Here is a 14,100-nt window from a genome sequence, read left to right as displayed (position 1 = left end):
TGGTACTAAGCTTTACTTGGAGTAAAGCTCGACGATCAGGTGTTCGTTAATGTCCGCGGACAGATCAGTACGCTCAGGCTTACGCTTGAACACACCTTCCATCTTAGCAGCATCAACTTCCAGCCAGGTTGGCTTTTCACGCTGTTCAGCCAGCTCCAGAGCGGCCTTCACGCGAGATTGCTTTTTGGCTTTCTCACGGATGCTGACTACGTCATTCGGAGTTACCTGATAAGAAGCGATGTTAACAACGCGACCATTTACCATAACTGCTTTATGGCTAACGAGCTGACGTGCTTCTGCACGTGTAGCACCGAAGCCCATACGGTAAACAACGTTGTCCAGACGACCTTCCAGCAGAGCCAACAGGTTTTCACCGGTGTTGCCTTTCAGACGTGCTGCTTCTTTATAGTAGTTACGGAACTGACGCTCCAGAACACCGAACATGCGGCGAACTTTTTGCTTTTCACGCAACTGCACACCATAGTCAGACAGACGCGGTTTACGCGCACCGTGCTGGCCAGGAGCTTGTTCAATTTTACACTTGGTATCGATCGCGCGAACGCCAGACTTAAGGAATAAGTCGGTGCCCTCACGACGGCTCAGCTTGAGCTTAGGACCCAAATATCTTGCCATTTTCTTTCTCCAACAAACCTAGAAAACGTAAGCGTTATACGCGACGTTTTTTCGGCGGACGACAACCGTTGTGAGGGATCGGAGTCACATCAGTAATATTAGTGATGCGGAAACCAGCGGCGTTCAGAGCACGAATGGTAGATTCGCGGCCTGGACCCGGTCCCTTAACCATAACTTCAAGGTTCTTGATACCGTATTCTTTCACAGCTTCTGCACAACGCTCTGCTGCAACCTGAGCTGCGAACGGAGTAGATTTGCGAGAGCCACGGAAACCGGAACCACCGGCAGTTGCCCAACCCAAAGCGTTACCCTGACGATCAGTAATAGTAACGATTGTGTTGTTGAAAGAAGCATGGACATGAGCCACGCCGTCAGAGACTTGTTTTCTTACACGCTTACGTGCACGAACTGGTGCCTTTGCCATTATTCAATCACCCCGATTATTTCTTGATCGGTTTGCGCGGACCCTTACGGGTACGTGCGTTGGTCTTCGTACGCTGACCGCGCACTGGCAGACCACGACGATGACGCAAACCGCGATAGCAACCAAGGTCCATCAGACGCTTGATGCTCATACTCACTTCACGGCGTAGATCACCTTCAACGACAAATTTGGCAACTTCGTCACGCAGCGTGTCGATTTGTTCTTCAGACAGCTCTCTGATCTTAACATCTTCAGCGATACCCGCCGCGGCACAAATTGCCTTTGAGCGAGTCTTGCCAACACCGTAAATCGAAGTTAAAGCGATTACGGTATGTTTTTGATCAGGAATGTTAATGCCTGCTATACGGGCCACTATGCACTCCTACTATTTAGATTATGCGTTCCATACCGAAAAGCCCGTTTTCAGGATACTCAAATGGAAACGCATAGACATACAAAAGATTGGCTGGCTAATCTAGCCAGCTCAACCCAACTTTGCAAGAAAAATATGCGAGATAATCAGCCTTGACGCTGTTTATGCTTCGGTTCGGCGCTGCAAATCACGCGAATAACACCGTCACGCTTAACGATTTTGCAGTTACGACATAATTTCTTGACGGAAGCACGAACTTTCATTTTTACTCTCCGTAACTTCTCAAGCGACTATTAACGGCCGTAGCCTTTCAGATTCGCTTTCTTCAATGCAGACTCGTACTGACTAGACATCATCAGAGTTTGCACTTGAGCCATAAAGTCCATGATAACCACGACAACAATGAGCAGTGAGGTTCCACCGAAGTAGAAAGGCACTTTCATTGCATCACGCATGAACTCCGGGATTAGGCAGATAAAGGTAATATACAACGCACCAACCAAGGTCAGGCGGGTCATCACTTTATCAATATACTTCGCCGTTTGTTCTCCCGGACGAATTCCTGGTACAAATGCACCGGACTTCTTCAGGTTATCTGCTGTTTCACGCGGGTTGAAAACCAACGCCGTGTAGAAGAAACAGAAGAAGATGATTGCAGACGCATAGAGTAACACATAAAGCGGTTGCCCAGGCTGCAAATACAGCGAAATTGTAGTCAGCCAGTTCCAACCGGTACCGCCCCCAAACCACGATGCAATCGTCGCTGGGAACAGAATAATACTGGAAGCAAAAATTGCTGGAATAACACCAGCCATATTCACTTTCAGCGGTAAATGCGTGCTCTGCGCAGCATAGACACGACGACCTTGTTGACGTTTCGCGTAGTTTACCACAATGCGGCGTTGACCACGTTCAACAAAAACAACGAAGAAGGTCACTGCGAATACTAGTACTGCAACCAACAGCAACAGGAGGAAGTGCAGGTCGCCTTGCCTTGCTTGTTCGATAGTATGGCCAACGGCCGGCGGCAATCCCGCAACAATACCAGCGAAGATTATGATTGAGATACCGTTACCGATACCACGTTCAGTAATCTGTTCACCAAGCCACATCAGGAACATAGTCCCTGTGACAAGGCTCACAACAGCGGTGAAATAGAATGCAAAGCCCGGATTTAACACCAGGCCCTGCATACCAGGCATATTCGGTAAACCGGTAGCAATACCGATTGACTGGAATATTGCCAGCACCAGAGTGCCGTAACGGGTGTACTGGCTGATCTTACGACGACCAGACTCCCCTTCTTTCTTCAACTCTGCTAACGCTGGATGAACCACCGTTAACAGCTGGATAATAATCGATGCCGAAATATACGGCATGATACCCAATGCAAAGATAGAAGCACGGCTGAGAGCACCACCAGAGAACATGTTAAACATTTCAATGATAGTGCCTCGCTGTTGCTCAAGCAGTTTGGCAAGTACAGCGGCATCAATACCAGGGATCGGAATAAAAGAGCCAATACGGAACACAATCAGCGCACCGATAACAAACATCAGTCTGCGTTTCAGCTCGCCAAGCCCGCCTTTAGCACTTTGAAAATCTAATCCCGGTTGCTTTGCCATCTGCTACTTATTCCTCGATTTTACCGCCAGCAGCTTCGATAGCAGCACGAGCGCCTTTAGTGACACGCAGACCGCGAACAGTTACCGGACGAGAAACCTCGCCAGACAAGATCACTTTCGCGAACTCGATCTGGATACCGATAATGTTTGCTGCTTTCAGCGTGTTCAGGTCAACTACGTCGCCTTCAACTTTCGCCAGATCAGAGAGACGAATCTCACCAGTGATCATTGCTTTGCGAGAGGTGAAACCGAATTTCGGCAGACGACGGTACAACGGCATCTGGCCACCTTCGAACCCACGACGTACGCCACCACCAGAACGAGAGTTCTGACCTTTGTGACCACGACCGCCGGTTTTGCCGAGACCAGAACCGATACCACGACCCAGACGCTTGGAAGCGTGCTTAGACCCTTCGGCCGGAGACAGAGTATTTAAACGCATCTCTTACTCCTCAACTTTAACCATGTAGGAAACCGCGTTGACCATACCACGTACAGCAGGAGTATCCTCGCGCTCTACGGTGTGGCCAATACGACGCAGACCCAGGCCAAGCAGCGTTGCCTTGTGTTTCGGCAAACGACCGATCGCACTGCGGGTTTGTGTAATTTTAATAGTCTTTGCCATGGTCAATTACCCCAGAATTTCTTCAACGGATTTACCACGCTTGGCAGCGACCATTTCCGGAGACTTCATATTCGCCAGGCCATCAATAGTTGCACGAACCACGTTAATCGGGTTGGTGGAACCATATGCTTTAGCCAAAACGTTATGAACTCCAGCGACTTCCAGGACGGCGCGCATTGCACCACCGGCGATAATACCGGTACCTTGAGAAGCCGGCTGCATGAACACACGAGAACCTGTGTGCACACCTTTAACAGGGTGCTGCAGGGTGCCGTGGTTCAGCGCGACGTTAATCATGTTGCGACGGGCTTTTTCCATCGCTTTCTGGATAGCTGCTGGAACTTCACGCGCTTTTCCGTAACCAAAACCAATGCGACCGTTACCATCGCCAACCACTGTCAGAGCAGTGAAGGAGAAAATACGACCACCTTTAACGGTTTTAGATACGCGATTTACCGCGATCAGCTTTTCCTGCAGTTCGCCAGCTTGTTTTTCGATGTGAGCCATCTTACACCTCTACCTTAGAACTGAAGGCCAGCATCACGGGCAGCATCTGCCAGTGCCTGGACACGACCATGATATTGGAAACCAGCACGGTCAAAGGATACTTTCGTAATGCCTTTTTCCAGTGCGCGCTCTGCAACAGCTTTACCCACAGCTGTAGCGGCGTCTTTATTTCCAGTGTACTTCAGTTGCTCAGCGATAGCTTTCTCTACAGTAGATGCAGCTACCAGGACTTCTGAACCGTTCGGTGCGATAACCTGTGCATAAATATGACGAGGCGTACGGTGAATCACCAGACGAGTCGCACCCAGTTCTTTGAGCTTGTGACGTGCGCGGGTCGCACGACGGATACGAGCAGATTTCTTATCCATAGTGTTACCTTACTTCTTCTTAGCCTCTTTGGTACGCACGACTTCGTCGGCGTAACGAACACCCTTGCCTTTATAAGGCTCAGGACGACGGTAGGCGCGCAGATCAGCAGCCACCTGTCCAATCATCTGCTTATCAGCGCCTTTCAGCACGATTTCAGTTTGAGTTGGACATTCAGCAGTGATTCCCGCTGGCAGAGCATGTTCAACAGGGTGGGAGAAGCCCAGGGCCAAACTCACCGCATTGCCTTTAACTGCTGCGCGATAACCTACACCAACCAGCTGCAGCTTCTTAGTGAAGCCTTCGGTAACACCGATAACCATTGCATTTAACAGCGCACGAGTGGTACCCGCTTGGGCCCACGCGTTTGCAAAGCCTTCGCGCGGAGCGAAAGTCAGTGCATTATCAGCGTGTTTAACTTCAACAGCATCGTTGATTGTACGAGTCAGCTCGCCGTTCTTACCTTTGATCGAAATAACCTGACCGTTGAGTTTTACCTCTACGCCAGCAGGAATAACGACCGGTGCTTTAGCAACACGAGACATTTTATTCCTCCAATTAGGCTACGTAGCAGATAATTTCGCCACCAAGACCAGCTTGGCGCGCTGCACGATCAGTCATAACACCTTTAGAGGTAGAAACGACAGCAATACCCATACCGGCCATAACTTTAGGCAGCTCATCTTTTTTCTTATAGATGCGCAGACCTGGGCGGCTGACTCGCTGAATGCTCTCTACCACAGCCTTGCCCTGGAAATACTTAAGAGTCAGTTCCAGTTCAGGCTTGATGTCGCCTTCAATTTTAAAATCTTCAATATAGCCTTCTTCTTTCAGCACGTTGGCAATTGCCAATTTCAGCTTGGAGGAAGGCATGGTGACCGCAACTTTATTCGCGGCTTGACCGTTACGGATACGGGTCAGCATATCCGCGATCGGATCTTGCATGCTCATCTGTCTTTACTCCCGTGATTCAATTGGATATTACCAGCTAGCCTTTTTCAAGCCAGGTACTTCACCGCGCATAGCGGCTTCACGAAGCTTAATACGGCTCAACCCGAATTTGCCCACATAACCATGCGGACGACCAGTTTGGCGGCAGCGGTTACGCTGACGGGACGGGCTGGAATCACGCGGCAGAGACTGCAGCTTAAGAACCGCATCCCAACGTTCTTCGTCGGATGAGTTCACACCAGAGATGATAGCTTTCAATTCCTCGCGTTTAGCGCGGTATTTGTCGGCCAGTTTCACGCGAACGACTTCGCGTGCTTTCATCGATTGCTTAGCCATTAGTAACCCTACCTTACTTACGGAATGGGAAGTTAAAGGCTGCCAGCAGAGCACGGCCTTCATCATCAGATTTCGCAGTAGTGGTAATGGTAATATCCAAACCACGAACGCGATCGACTTTGTCATAGTCGATTTCTGGGAAGATGATCTGCTCACGGACACCCATGCTGTAGTTACCACGGCCATCGAATGACTTAGCGGACAAGCCACGGAAGTCACGGATACGAGGTACAGCAATGGTGATCAGGCGCTCAAGAAACTCCCACATGCGTTCGCCACGCAGAGTTACTTTACAGCCGATCGGATAGCCCTGACGGATTTTGAAGCCTGCAACTGATTTGCGTGCTTTGGTGATCAACGGTTTTTGACCGGAGATTGCTGTCAAGTCAGCTGCTGCATTATCCAGCAGTTTCTTGTCAGCGATCGCTTCACCCACACCCATGTTCAGGGTGATCTTCTCGACCCGAGGGACTTGCATGACAGAATTGTAGTTAAACTCAGTCATGAGTTTTGTAACTACTTCGTCTTTGTAGTAATCATGCAGTTTCGCCATCGTACTACTCCAAATTACTTGATAGTTTCGCTGTTAGATTTGAAGAAACGGACTTTTTTGCCCTCTTCGAATCTAAAGCCTACACGGTCAGCCTTGCCGGTTGCCGCATTGAAGAGTGCAACGTTAGAAACTTGAATAGCAGCTTCTTTTTCAACGATGCCACCTGGTTGGTTCAGGGCCGGAACCGGCTTCTGATGTTTCTTAACCAGGTTAATACCTTCAACAATAAGCTTGCCGGAAGACAAGACATTCTTAACTTTACCGCGCTTACCTTTATCTTTACCGGTTAACACGATAACTTCGTCATCACGACGGATTTTAGCTGCCATGATTCGCTCCTTAGAGTACTTCTGGTGCCAGAGAGATAATTTTCATGAACTTTTCATTACGCAGTTCACGAGTTACCGGCCCAAAAATACGCGTGCCGATTGGTTGCTCGCTGTTATTATTTAAAATAACGCATGCATTACCATCGAAGCGAATGACAGAACCGTCCGGGCGACGAACACCCTTCCTGGTGCGCACCACTACCGCTTTCAGGACATCGCCTTTCTTCACCTTACCACGAGGAATTGCTTCCTTGATGGTAATTTTGATGATGTCGCCGACGCCTGCGTAGCGACGGTGCGAGCCACCCAGAACCTTGATACACATTACGCGACGCGCGCCGGAGTTGTCGGCTACGGTCAGCATAGTCTGTTCTTGGATCATTTCAGTGCTCCGCTAATGTCAACTACTACTTCGGGACCCATAATTAGGTCGTTAAAAAGCCCCATAAACGAGGGCGCGGCATTATAACACCGGTTCCTGAATATGGGTAGAAAAAATAAACGGCTCATTTACTGAGCCGTTTATTCGTTAGACAAAGCTCACTGTATTACAGAACCGCTTTATCTACAACGCGAACAAGTGTCCAGGACTTAGTCTTGGACAGTGGACGGCATTCGCGGATTTCAACCACGTCACCGATACCACATTCATTGCTCTCGTCATGTACGTGCAGTTTGGTCGTACGTTTGATGAATTTACCGTAAATCGGGTGTTTCACCACACGTTCGATAGCAACAACGATGGATTTCTCCATTTTGTTGCTAATCACGCGACCTTGCAGAGTACGGATTTTATCGGTCATTACGCACCCGCCTTCTGAGTCAATAAAGTCTTAACACGTGCAACATCACGACGCACTTGCTTCAGCAGGTGAGTCTGTTGCAGCTGGCCACTTGCTGCTTGCATACGCAGATTGAACTGCTCACGCAGCAAATTCAGCAGCTCGGTGTTCAGCTCTTCAACACTCTTTTCACGCAGCTCTTTTGCTTTCATTACATCACCGTCTTAGTTACAAAGGTGGTTTTAATCGGCAGTTTCGCTGCTGCCAGCTTGAATGCTTCACGGGCCAGCTCTTCTGGTACGCCGTCCATTTCATACAGGACTTTGCCAGGCTGAATCAAGGCAACCCAATACTCTACGTTGCCTTTACCTTTACCCATACGCACTTCAAGCGGCTTTTCGGTGATCGGTTTGTCCGGGAATACACGGATCCAGATCTTACCCTGACGCTTAACTGCACGGGTCATTGCACGACGTGCTGCTTCGATCTGACGTGCAGTCAGACGACCACGGCCAACAGCTTTCAGACCGAAAGTGCCGAAGCTAACATCCGTACCGGCAGCCAGACCACGGTTGCGGCCTTTGTGCACTTTACGGAATTTTGTACGCTTTGGTTGTAACATCAGCGACTCTCCTTACTTACGGCCTTTACGCTGCTGCTTTTTAGGTTGAGCAGCCGGTTCCGGTTGTTCAACAGCAGCCATCCCACCCAAGATCTCACCTTTAAAGATCCACACTTTAACGCCGATTACACCATAAGTGGTGTGCGCTTCAGAGGTGTTGTAGTCAATGTCAGCACGCAGTGTGTGCAACGGCACGCGACCTTCACGGTACCATTCGGTACGTGCGATCTCGGCGCCGCCAAGACGGCCGCTAACTTCAACTTTGATACCTTTAGCGCCCAGACGCATGGCATTCTGTACAGCACGCTTCATAGCACGACGGAACATAACGCGACGTTCCAGCTGAGAAGTGATGCTGTCAGCAACCAGTTTTGCGTCCAGTTCAGGCTTACGAACTTCGGCGATATTGATCTGTGCAGGAACGCCAGCGATATCCGCTACGACCTTGCGCAGTTTTTCTACGTCTTCGCCTTTCTTACCGATTACGATGCCAGGGCGAGCAGTGTGAATAGTCACACGGATGCTCTTAGCTGGACGCTCGATAACGATACGAGATACAGACGCCTTCGCCAGTTCCTTTGTCAGGTACTGACGAACTTTAAAATCGCTGTCCAGGTTGTCAGCGAATTCTTTGGTGTTCGCAAACCAAGTAGAGTTCCATGGTTTTACAATACCCAGGCGAATACCATTAGGATGTACTTTCTGACCCATTGCTAGTCTCCAGAGTCTCAGCGATCGGACACAACCACAGTAATGTGGCTGGTGCGCTTCAGGATGCGATCTGCACGACCTTTTGCACGCGGCATAATGCGCTTCATGCTTGGGCCTGCGTCTACGAAGATTTTCGCGACTTTCAGATCGTCAATGTCAGCGCCATCGTTGTGTTCAGCGTTAGCAATGGCAGATTCCAGAACTTTCTTAACCAATACAGCCGCTTTCTTGTTGGTGTAGGTCAAAATTTCCAGTGCCTGCGACACTTTCTTACCGCGAATAAGGTCAGCAACAAGGCGAACCTTTTGAGCAGAAGAACGAGCGTGGCGATGTTGAGCTAAAGTTTCCATCTCTTCCTCCTACTTATTTCTTCTTGGCTTTTTTATCAGCAGCGTGACCGCGATAAGTACGTGTCGGTGCAAATTCACCCAGTTTGTGACCGACCATTTCGTCGGAAACAAATACCGGAACATGCTGACGACCATTATGGACAGCGATGGTCAAACCGATCATGTTAGGAAAGATCGTTGAACGACGGGACCAAGTGCGCAGGGGCTTCTTGTCACCGCTTTCCACCGCTTTCTCTACCTTCTTCAGCAAGTGCAGGTCAATAAAAGGACCTTTCTTGAGAGAACGTGGCATGGCTTATCCTCTAAAATTATTTGCTACGGCGACGTACGATGAATTTATCAGTACGCTTGTTGCTGCGGGTCTTCTTACCTTTGGTCTGTACGCCCCACGGAGTTACCGGGTGCTTACCAAAGTTACGACCTTCACCACCACCGTGTGGGTGGTCGACTGGGTTCATCGCAGTACCGCGAACGGTAGGACGAACACCACGCCAGCGAGCAGCACCCGCTTTACCCAGAACGCGCAGCATATGCTCAGCATTGCCAACTTCGCCCAGTGTTGCGCGGCAGTCAGCTTCAACTTTACGCATTTCACCAGAACGCAGACGCAGGGTAACGTAAGCACCATCACGTGCAACGATCTGCACATAGGTACCAGCGGAACGTGCCAGCTGACCGCCTTTACCTGGTTTCATTTCTACGTTATGAACAGTAGAACCAACCGGGATATTGCGCATCGGCAAGGTGTTACCAGCTTTGATTGCAGCATCAACGCCAGATTGAATCTGGTCGCCAGCTTTCAGGCCTTTAGGGGCCAAGATGTAACGGCGTTCGCCATCTTTGTACAGAACCAGTGCGATATTCGCAGAACGGTTCGGATCGTACTCAAGACGCTCAACAACAGCTGGGATACCGTCTTTGTTGCGTTTAAAGTCAACAATACGATAAGCCTGCTTGTGACCACCACCAATGTGACGAGTGGTGATACGGCCATTGTTGTTACGGCCACCGGATTTGCTGTTTTTTTCAACCAGCGGAGCAAAAGGTTTGCCCTTATGCAGCTCAGGGTTGACCACTTTAACAACGTGGCGACGACCCGGAGATGTCGGTTTACATTTAACAACTGCCATTGTTTTTCTCCTCCGACTTACTCAGCGCCGCCGACGAAGTCCAGATTCTGGCCTTCCTTCAGGGTGACGTAAGCTTTTTTCCAGTCGCTACGACGACCGATACGCTGTCCATGACGCTTAGTTTTACCTTTAACAACCAAGGTATTAACGCCTTTAACTTCAACTTCGAACAGTTTCTCAACAGCAGCAACGATCTCTGCTTTGGTCGCGTCTTTTGCAACTTTGAGAACGATGGTATTTGTTTTTTCCATCGCCATAGATGCCTTTTCAGATACGTGCGGCGCGCGCAGTACTTTCAGCAGACGTTCTTCACGGATCATGCCAGCATCTCCTCAACTTGCTTAACTGCATCAGCAGTCATAACGACTTTGTCGAAGGCGATCAGGCTAACTGGATCGATTGTTGCAGCATCGCGAACGTCAACCTTATGCAGGTTACGTGCAGCCAGGAACAGATTCTCATCCAGTTCGCCAGTTACGATCAGCACATCTTCCAGAGCCATGTCTTTCAGTTTCTGAGCAAGCAGCTTAGTTTTAGGCGCTTCAACAGAGAACTGTTCGACAACGATCAGACGATCCTGACGTACCAGTTCGGACAGAATGCTTTTCAGCGCTCCGCGGTACATCTTTTTGTTAACTTTTTGACTGTGGTCCTGCGGGCGAGCAGCGAAGGTTACGCCACCGGAACGCCAGATCGGGCTCTTGATAGAACCTGAACGCGCACGGCCGGTACCTTTCTGGCGCCACGGCTTTTTACCGGAACCAGTTACTTCAGCGCGGGTCTTCTGAGCACGAGTACCTTGACGGGCACCAGCTGCATAAGCAACTACGACCTGGTGTACCAGCGCTTCGTTGAAATCACGACCGAAGGTAGTTTCGGAAACAGTCAGCGCGCTTTGCGCGTCTTTCAATACTAATTCCATTGCTATCTCCTCACGCCTTCACAGCTGGTTTAACGATCAGGTCGCTACCGGTTGCACCCGGAACTGCACCCTTAACCAGCAGCAGGTTGCGCTCAGCGTCAACGCGTACTACATCCAGGCTCTGAACAGTTACACGTTCGTTGCCCAGTTGGCCTGCCATTTTCTTGCCTTTGAACACTTTGCCCGGAGTCTGGTTCTGACCGATAGAACCCGGAACGCGGTGAGACAAGGAGTTACCGTGTGTAGCGTCCTGGGTGCGGAAGTTCCAGCGCTTAACGGTACCTGCGAAACCTTTACCTTTAGAGGTGCCAGTTACGTCAACTTTTTTGACTTCAGCAAACAGCTCAACGCTAATGTCTTGACCTACAGTGAACTCTTCGCCTTCTGCAAGACGGAATTCCCAAAGGCCACGGCCAGCTTCTACGCCAGCTTTAGCGAAGTGACCAGCTTCCGGCTTAGTTACACGGCTAGCTTTTTTAGCGCCAGTGGTAACTTGAACAGCACGGTAGCCGTCGTTAGCCAGGTCTTTAACCTGAGTAACACGGTTTGCTTCTACTTCAATCACGGTTACTGGGATAGAAACGCCGTCTTCTGTGAAGATACGGGTCATACCCACTTTTTTACCGACTAAACCAATCATTGTTTCAACCTCTCAATCGTCAATGACCTGATTAACCCAGGCTGATCTGCACGTCTACACCAGCAGCCAGATCCAGACGCATCAGAGCATCAACGGTTTTCTCAGTTGGCTCAACGATGTCAACCAGACGCTTATGAGTGCGAATTTCGTACTGATCACGCGCGTCTTTGTTGACGTGCGGGGAGATCAGAACGGTAAAGCGCTCTTTGCGGGTCGGCAGCGGGATCGGACCACGGACTTGCGCACCAGTGCGCTTAGCAGTCTCGACGATTTCCGCAGTTGATTGATCGATCAGACGATGATCAAACGCTTTAAGGCGGATACGGATTCTTTGGTTCTGCATGAGACCAGAGCTCCAATTGTTTTATAAACGAAATGATTACTCCCCGTACCCATTACGATTGATGGGCGAGTGTAACCGTTCTTACGTTGCCCCCCAATTGGGGGCGTTGTCTGGTAGACGAAACATCTACCGGGTTCATATCGAACCAGCCGTCAATTAAGACAGGCCCGCGCATTATACGTAAATCTGCCTCTTACGCAAGCCATGGATACGAATTAAACAATCTTTTATGTAAGGTTACGGTTTGCCTTCCACTGGCTTAGTAAAAGATGTCGTTTAGAAAATTCTCTAAGGAACTTCACTCGAAAACCCTCAAACACCATTTTGCTTTACGTAATTCATTCATTTAGCGTTCAAGTTCATCTTGCTTGAGATTGGCTAATCGCTATGCCCTCTTCCCTTTTAGCATTTCTTTTTATTGGCCTGCACATAGGTTTTCTGCTCCGCCTAGCCTGGGTCGACTATCACTGCATGATCCTACCAGATAGGCTGACGTATCCCTTGTTGTGGTCTGGGTTACTGTACCAAGTCTGTTTTTCTCCGGACCATTTATTAGAATCTGTAGTAGGTGCAATGGTGGGTTATTTGAGTTTATGGGTGCTTTACTGGGTTTACTTTTTTGTGCGCAATGTTGAGGGTATTGGATATGGGGATATGAAGCTTTTGGCAGCGCTAGGTGCATGGCATGGGTGGCAAAGTCTGGGATGGATTATATTTGCTGCGGCAACGTCTGGATTAGTGTGGGCACTAGTCAGAAGAGTGTCTTTGAAAAATTTCGCTTCACTGACTACCACTCCGCTACCCTTCGGACCAAACCTTGCGATAGCGGGTGGTTCCATAGGCTGGATATGTTCTTCCTTCCCACAGTTTAAAGAACTCAGTTTCCTTCTTTGATTTGCGACTGAAGGTAATTCTGCAAACCAATTTTAGAGATGAGATCCAATTCAGTTTCCAACCAGTCAATATGATGCTCTTCTTCAGTAAGAATTTGGATCAGCATATCGCGACTGACATAGTCATGGATGGTATCCGCGTAAGCAATCGCCTCACGCAAATCTTTAGCACCTTCCAATTCTAGTTTGAGGTCTGACTGAAGCATTTCTTCGACATCTTCGCCGATATGAAGTTTGCCTAAGTCTTGTAGGTTTGGAATACCTTCGAGGAATAAAATACGCTCGATATATCTATCGGCGTGTTTCATTTCATCAATGGATTCGTGGTATTCAACTTCGTTGAGGCGCATTAAGCCCCAGTTTTTGAACATTCTCGCATGGAGAAAATACTGATTAATTGCGACAAGCTCGTTTCCCAATAATTTATTGAGATAATTTATAATCTTAGTATCACCTTTCATTTTTACTCCCTCCGCTTCCACTACATGAAGCGTAGATGTAGCACGGAGTAAGTCAAAAAAAAGTGAGCCTCTTAGGCAATCTCTTTAAATTCTGGGATCTGCAATAACTCTTCTTGCATGATTTCTCGAGCCGCACGAACACATTTGCCGCATTGATTTCCCACGGGCACAAATTTGCGAAGCTGTTGGAAAGATTGTGGATGAAATTGGCGAACTGCCTGCCGAATTTTTTTATCACTTACGCCATTACACAGACAAACGTACATAATCACTCCCGTTCAAATTACGCACAAAGTGTAAATGAGAATAGTTATGATTACAATAGCACGCGTATATTGGATTGATGTCTTTAGGGATAAAAAAAAGAGCGCCTAAGCGCTCTTTTTCATACAAAAGGTATCAGCGATTAAGCGATAACTTTAGCAACAACACCCGCGCCTACAGTACGGCCGCCTTCACGGATTGCGAAACGCAGACCGTCGTCCATCGCGATTGGGTGGATCAGGGTAACAACCATTTTGATG

General features: G+C 48.9%; 30 protein-coding genes. 1 reads left to right on the top strand and 29 read right to left on the bottom strand.

Annotated features, from left to right (window positions below):
• Positions 1–12: 12 nt before the first annotated feature.
• The 26 genes from rpsD to rpsJ form a co-directional block, all read right to left on the bottom strand.
• A complete protein-coding gene (gene rpsD / locus BSPA111_RS22120) occupies positions 13–633 on the bottom strand; it encodes a 30S ribosomal protein S4 (RefSeq protein WP_183273268.1) in 621 nt (206 codons plus the stop codon).
• A gap of 34 nt (positions 634–667) precedes the next feature.
• Positions 668–1,057, bottom strand: coding sequence for a 30S ribosomal protein S11 (rpsK, locus tag BSPA111_RS22115; RefSeq protein ID WP_004138423.1), 390 nt, complete (start codon positions 1,055–1,057; stop codon positions 668–670).
• 16 nt (positions 1,058–1,073) lie between these two features.
• Entirely contained in the window at positions 1,074–1,430 is a 357-nt protein-coding gene (gene rpsM / locus BSPA111_RS22110; RefSeq protein WP_034461763.1) for a 30S ribosomal protein S13, read from the bottom strand.
• A 146-nt stretch (positions 1,431–1,576) separates the two neighbouring features.
• Positions 1,577–1,693, bottom strand: a complete 117-nt coding sequence (gene rpmJ / locus BSPA111_RS22105; protein ID WP_000868187.1) for a 50S ribosomal protein L36 — start codon at positions 1,691–1,693, stop codon at positions 1,577–1,579.
• Positions 1,694–1,723: 30 nt separating this feature from the next.
• The gene (gene secY, locus BSPA111_RS22100) at positions 1,724–3,055 is read right to left on the bottom strand and encodes a preprotein translocase subunit SecY (protein WP_034499015.1); all 1,332 of its coding nucleotides are present in this window, start codon (positions 3,053–3,055) and stop codon (positions 1,724–1,726) included.
• A gap of 7 nt (positions 3,056–3,062) precedes the next feature.
• Positions 3,063–3,497 carry a 50S ribosomal protein L15 gene (rplO, locus tag BSPA111_RS22095; protein WP_034461765.1) on the bottom strand — a complete coding sequence of 145 codons (435 nt, stop codon included), beginning with the start codon at positions 3,495–3,497 and terminating at the stop codon, positions 3,063–3,065.
• A 3-nt stretch (positions 3,498–3,500) separates the two neighbouring features.
• Complete coding sequence (gene rpmD / locus BSPA111_RS22090) at positions 3,501–3,680, bottom strand: 50S ribosomal protein L30 (protein WP_004846568.1); 180 nt, start codon at positions 3,678–3,680, stop codon at positions 3,501–3,503.
• A 6-nt stretch (positions 3,681–3,686) separates the two neighbouring features.
• Entirely contained in the window at positions 3,687–4,187 is a 501-nt protein-coding gene (rpsE, locus tag BSPA111_RS22085) for a 30S ribosomal protein S5 (RefSeq protein ID WP_034461766.1), read from the bottom strand.
• Positions 4,188–4,201: 14 nt separating this feature from the next.
• Positions 4,202–4,555: a 50S ribosomal protein L18 gene (rplR, locus tag BSPA111_RS22080; protein ID WP_034461768.1), complete on the bottom strand. Its 354-nt coding sequence runs from the start codon at positions 4,553–4,555 to the stop codon at positions 4,202–4,204.
• A gap of 9 nt (positions 4,556–4,564) precedes the next feature.
• The gene (gene rplF, locus BSPA111_RS22075) at positions 4,565–5,098 is read right to left on the bottom strand and encodes a 50S ribosomal protein L6 (protein ID WP_034461769.1); all 534 of its coding nucleotides are present in this window, start codon (positions 5,096–5,098) and stop codon (positions 4,565–4,567) included.
• A 13-nt stretch (positions 5,099–5,111) separates the two neighbouring features.
• Positions 5,112–5,504 carry a 30S ribosomal protein S8 gene (rpsH, locus tag BSPA111_RS22070; protein WP_034461770.1) on the bottom strand — a complete coding sequence of 131 codons (393 nt, stop codon included), beginning with the start codon at positions 5,502–5,504 and terminating at the stop codon, positions 5,112–5,114.
• Between the two features lie 30 nt (positions 5,505–5,534).
• Positions 5,535–5,840: a 30S ribosomal protein S14 gene (gene rpsN, locus BSPA111_RS22065; RefSeq protein WP_034461771.1), complete on the bottom strand. Its 306-nt coding sequence runs from the start codon at positions 5,838–5,840 to the stop codon at positions 5,535–5,537.
• A 13-nt stretch (positions 5,841–5,853) separates the two neighbouring features.
• Complete coding sequence (gene rplE, locus BSPA111_RS22060) at positions 5,854–6,393, bottom strand: 50S ribosomal protein L5 (protein WP_034461772.1); 540 nt, start codon at positions 6,391–6,393, stop codon at positions 5,854–5,856.
• 14 nt (positions 6,394–6,407) lie between these two features.
• Complete coding sequence (rplX, locus tag BSPA111_RS22055; protein WP_034461774.1) at positions 6,408–6,722, bottom strand: 50S ribosomal protein L24; 315 nt, start codon at positions 6,720–6,722, stop codon at positions 6,408–6,410.
• A 10-nt stretch (positions 6,723–6,732) separates the two neighbouring features.
• Complete coding sequence (gene rplN, locus BSPA111_RS22050; RefSeq protein WP_002438705.1) at positions 6,733–7,104, bottom strand: 50S ribosomal protein L14; 372 nt, start codon at positions 7,102–7,104, stop codon at positions 6,733–6,735.
• Positions 7,105–7,270: 166 nt separating this feature from the next.
• Positions 7,271–7,525 carry a 30S ribosomal protein S17 gene (rpsQ, locus tag BSPA111_RS22045; protein ID WP_034499024.1) on the bottom strand — a complete coding sequence of 85 codons (255 nt, stop codon included), beginning with the start codon at positions 7,523–7,525 and terminating at the stop codon, positions 7,271–7,273.
• Positions 7,525–7,716, bottom strand: coding sequence for a 50S ribosomal protein L29 (rpmC, locus tag BSPA111_RS22040; protein ID WP_008457158.1), 192 nt, complete (start codon positions 7,714–7,716; stop codon positions 7,525–7,527). The genes rpsQ and rpmC overlap by 1 nt, the downstream gene beginning before the upstream one ends.
• Complete coding sequence (gene rplP / locus BSPA111_RS22035) at positions 7,716–8,126, bottom strand: 50S ribosomal protein L16 (protein WP_008927134.1); 411 nt, start codon at positions 8,124–8,126, stop codon at positions 7,716–7,718. The genes rpmC and rplP overlap by 1 nt, the downstream gene beginning before the upstream one ends.
• 12 nt (positions 8,127–8,138) lie before the next feature.
• The gene (gene rpsC / locus BSPA111_RS22030) at positions 8,139–8,837 is read right to left on the bottom strand and encodes a 30S ribosomal protein S3 (RefSeq protein ID WP_006817277.1); all 699 of its coding nucleotides are present in this window, start codon (positions 8,835–8,837) and stop codon (positions 8,139–8,141) included.
• Positions 8,838–8,854: 17 nt separating this feature from the next.
• Entirely contained in the window at positions 8,855–9,187 is a 333-nt protein-coding gene (rplV, locus tag BSPA111_RS22025; protein ID WP_183273267.1) for a 50S ribosomal protein L22, read from the bottom strand.
• A gap of 13 nt (positions 9,188–9,200) precedes the next feature.
• Positions 9,201–9,479 carry a 30S ribosomal protein S19 gene (gene rpsS, locus BSPA111_RS22020; protein WP_001138115.1) on the bottom strand — a complete coding sequence of 93 codons (279 nt, stop codon included), beginning with the start codon at positions 9,477–9,479 and terminating at the stop codon, positions 9,201–9,203.
• Between the two features lie 16 nt (positions 9,480–9,495).
• Entirely contained in the window at positions 9,496–10,317 is an 822-nt protein-coding gene (rplB, locus tag BSPA111_RS22015) for a 50S ribosomal protein L2 (protein WP_000301869.1), read from the bottom strand.
• Between the two features lie 17 nt (positions 10,318–10,334).
• Entirely contained in the window at positions 10,335–10,637 is a 303-nt protein-coding gene (gene rplW, locus BSPA111_RS22010) for a 50S ribosomal protein L23 (RefSeq protein WP_034499029.1), read from the bottom strand.
• Complete coding sequence (gene rplD, locus BSPA111_RS22005; RefSeq protein WP_034461782.1) at positions 10,634–11,239, bottom strand: 50S ribosomal protein L4; 606 nt, start codon at positions 11,237–11,239, stop codon at positions 10,634–10,636. The genes rplW and rplD overlap by 4 nt, the downstream gene beginning before the upstream one ends.
• Before the next feature lie 10 nt (positions 11,240–11,249).
• Positions 11,250–11,879, bottom strand: a complete 630-nt coding sequence (gene rplC, locus BSPA111_RS22000; RefSeq protein ID WP_034461783.1) for a 50S ribosomal protein L3 — start codon at positions 11,877–11,879, stop codon at positions 11,250–11,252.
• Between the two features lie 31 nt (positions 11,880–11,910).
• The gene (gene rpsJ / locus BSPA111_RS21995; protein WP_001181005.1) at positions 11,911–12,222 is read right to left on the bottom strand and encodes a 30S ribosomal protein S10; all 312 of its coding nucleotides are present in this window, start codon (positions 12,220–12,222) and stop codon (positions 11,911–11,913) included.
• 387 nt (positions 12,223–12,609) lie between these two features.
• Here rpsJ and BSPA111_RS21990 point away from each other — a divergent pair, with 387 nt between their 5' ends.
• On the top strand, positions 12,610–13,116 hold the full coding sequence (locus BSPA111_RS21990; protein ID WP_183273266.1) for an A24 family peptidase: 507 nt from the start codon (positions 12,610–12,612) through the stop codon (positions 13,114–13,116).
• Here the strand turns inward: BSPA111_RS21990 and bfr are convergent.
• The 3 genes from bfr to BSPA111_RS21975 all read right to left on the bottom strand — a co-directional run.
• Complete coding sequence (gene bfr / locus BSPA111_RS21985; protein WP_183273265.1) at positions 13,100–13,576, bottom strand: bacterioferritin; 477 nt, start codon at positions 13,574–13,576, stop codon at positions 13,100–13,102. The two genes, BSPA111_RS21990 and bfr, sit on opposite strands and share 17 nt — an antisense overlap.
• Positions 13,577–13,647: 71 nt before the next feature.
• Positions 13,648–13,842: a bacterioferritin-associated ferredoxin gene (gene bfd / locus BSPA111_RS21980; RefSeq protein WP_183273264.1), complete on the bottom strand. Its 195-nt coding sequence runs from the start codon at positions 13,840–13,842 to the stop codon at positions 13,648–13,650.
• A gap of 140 nt (positions 13,843–13,982) precedes the next feature.
• On the bottom strand, positions 13,983–14,100 hold a 118-nt coding region (locus tag BSPA111_RS21975), incomplete at its 5' end, for an elongation factor Tu (protein ID WP_076995039.1).

The sequence above is a fragment of the Buttiauxella sp. A111 genome (genome assembly GCF_014189855.1).
Taxonomy (GTDB): domain Bacteria; phylum Pseudomonadota; class Gammaproteobacteria; order Enterobacterales; family Enterobacteriaceae; genus Buttiauxella; species Buttiauxella selenatireducens.
This window is presented reverse-complemented; position numbering and strand designations above follow the sequence as displayed.

What these genes read in the sequence shown, in the direction of transcription:
- rpmC (WP_008457158.1), bottom strand. Translation starts at nt 7,716, where the DNA reads ATGAAAGCAAAAGAGCTGCGTGAAAAGAGTGTTGAAGAGCTGAACACC.
- rplR (WP_034461768.1), bottom strand. Translation starts at nt 4,555, where the DNA reads ATGGATAAGAAATCTGCTCGTATCCGTCGTGCGACCCGCGCACGTCAC.
- rpmD (WP_004846568.1), bottom strand. Translation starts at nt 3,680, where the DNA reads ATGGCAAAGACTATTAAAATTACACAAACCCGCAGTGCGATCGGTCGT.
- rplX (WP_034461774.1), bottom strand. Translation starts at nt 6,722, where the DNA reads ATGGCAGCTAAAATCCGTCGTGATGACGAAGTTATCGTGTTAACCGGT.
- rplV (WP_183273267.1), bottom strand. Translation starts at nt 9,187, where the DNA reads ATGGAAACTTTAGCTCAACATCGCCACGCTCGTTCTTCTGCTCAAAAG.
- secY (WP_034499015.1), bottom strand. Translation starts at nt 3,055, where the DNA reads ATGGCAAAGCAACCGGGATTAGATTTTCAAAGTGCTAAAGGCGGGCTT.
- rplP (WP_008927134.1), bottom strand. Translation starts at nt 8,126, where the DNA reads ATGTTACAACCAAAGCGTACAAAATTCCGTAAAGTGCACAAAGGCCGC.
- rplB (WP_000301869.1), bottom strand. Translation starts at nt 10,317, where the DNA reads ATGGCAGTTGTTAAATGTAAACCGACATCTCCGGGTCGTCGCCACGTT.
- rplW (WP_034499029.1), bottom strand. Translation starts at nt 10,637, where the DNA reads ATGATCCGTGAAGAACGTCTGCTGAAAGTACTGCGCGCGCCGCACGTA.
- BSPA111_RS21990 (WP_183273266.1), top strand. Translation starts at nt 12,610, where the DNA reads ATGCCCTCTTCCCTTTTAGCATTTCTTTTTATTGGCCTGCACATAGGT.
- rplC (WP_034461783.1), bottom strand. Translation starts at nt 11,879, where the DNA reads ATGATTGGTTTAGTCGGTAAAAAAGTGGGTATGACCCGTATCTTCACA.
- rpsH (WP_034461770.1), bottom strand. Translation starts at nt 5,504, where the DNA reads ATGAGCATGCAAGATCCGATCGCGGATATGCTGACCCGTATCCGTAAC.
- rplN (WP_002438705.1), bottom strand. Translation starts at nt 7,104, where the DNA reads ATGATCCAAGAACAGACTATGCTGACCGTAGCCGACAACTCCGGCGCG.
- rpsN (WP_034461771.1), bottom strand. Translation starts at nt 5,840, where the DNA reads ATGGCTAAGCAATCGATGAAAGCACGCGAAGTCGTTCGCGTGAAACTG.
- rpsQ (WP_034499024.1), bottom strand. Translation starts at nt 7,525, where the DNA reads ATGACCGATAAAATCCGTACTCTGCAAGGTCGCGTGATTAGCAACAAA.
- rpsD (WP_183273268.1), bottom strand. Translation starts at nt 633, where the DNA reads ATGGCAAGATATTTGGGTCCTAAGCTCAAGCTGAGCCGTCGTGAGGGC.
- rpsE (WP_034461766.1), bottom strand. Translation starts at nt 4,187, where the DNA reads ATGGCTCACATCGAAAAACAAGCTGGCGAACTGCAGGAAAAGCTGATC.
- rpmJ (WP_000868187.1), bottom strand. Translation starts at nt 1,693, where the DNA reads ATGAAAGTTCGTGCTTCCGTCAAGAAATTATGTCGTAACTGCAAAATC.
- rpsK (WP_004138423.1), bottom strand. Translation starts at nt 1,057, where the DNA reads ATGGCAAAGGCACCAGTTCGTGCACGTAAGCGTGTAAGAAAACAAGTC.
- rpsC (WP_006817277.1), bottom strand. Translation starts at nt 8,837, where the DNA reads ATGGGTCAGAAAGTACATCCTAATGGTATTCGCCTGGGTATTGTAAAA.
- rplO (WP_034461765.1), bottom strand. Translation starts at nt 3,497, where the DNA reads ATGCGTTTAAATACTCTGTCTCCGGCCGAAGGGTCTAAGCACGCTTCC.
- rpsJ (WP_001181005.1), bottom strand. Translation starts at nt 12,222, where the DNA reads ATGCAGAACCAAAGAATCCGTATCCGCCTTAAAGCGTTTGATCATCGT.
- rplD (WP_034461782.1), bottom strand. Translation starts at nt 11,239, where the DNA reads ATGGAATTAGTATTGAAAGACGCGCAAAGCGCGCTGACTGTTTCCGAA.
- rplE (WP_034461772.1), bottom strand. Translation starts at nt 6,393, where the DNA reads ATGGCGAAACTGCATGATTACTACAAAGACGAAGTAGTTACAAAACTC.
- rpsS (WP_001138115.1), bottom strand. Translation starts at nt 9,479, where the DNA reads ATGCCACGTTCTCTCAAGAAAGGTCCTTTTATTGACCTGCACTTGCTG.
- bfd (WP_183273264.1), bottom strand. Translation starts at nt 13,842, where the DNA reads ATGTACGTTTGTCTGTGTAATGGCGTAAGTGATAAAAAAATTCGGCAG.
- rplF (WP_034461769.1), bottom strand. Translation starts at nt 5,098, where the DNA reads ATGTCTCGTGTTGCTAAAGCACCGGTCGTTATTCCTGCTGGCGTAGAG.
- bfr (WP_183273265.1), bottom strand. Translation starts at nt 13,576, where the DNA reads ATGAAAGGTGATACTAAGATTATAAATTATCTCAATAAATTATTGGGA.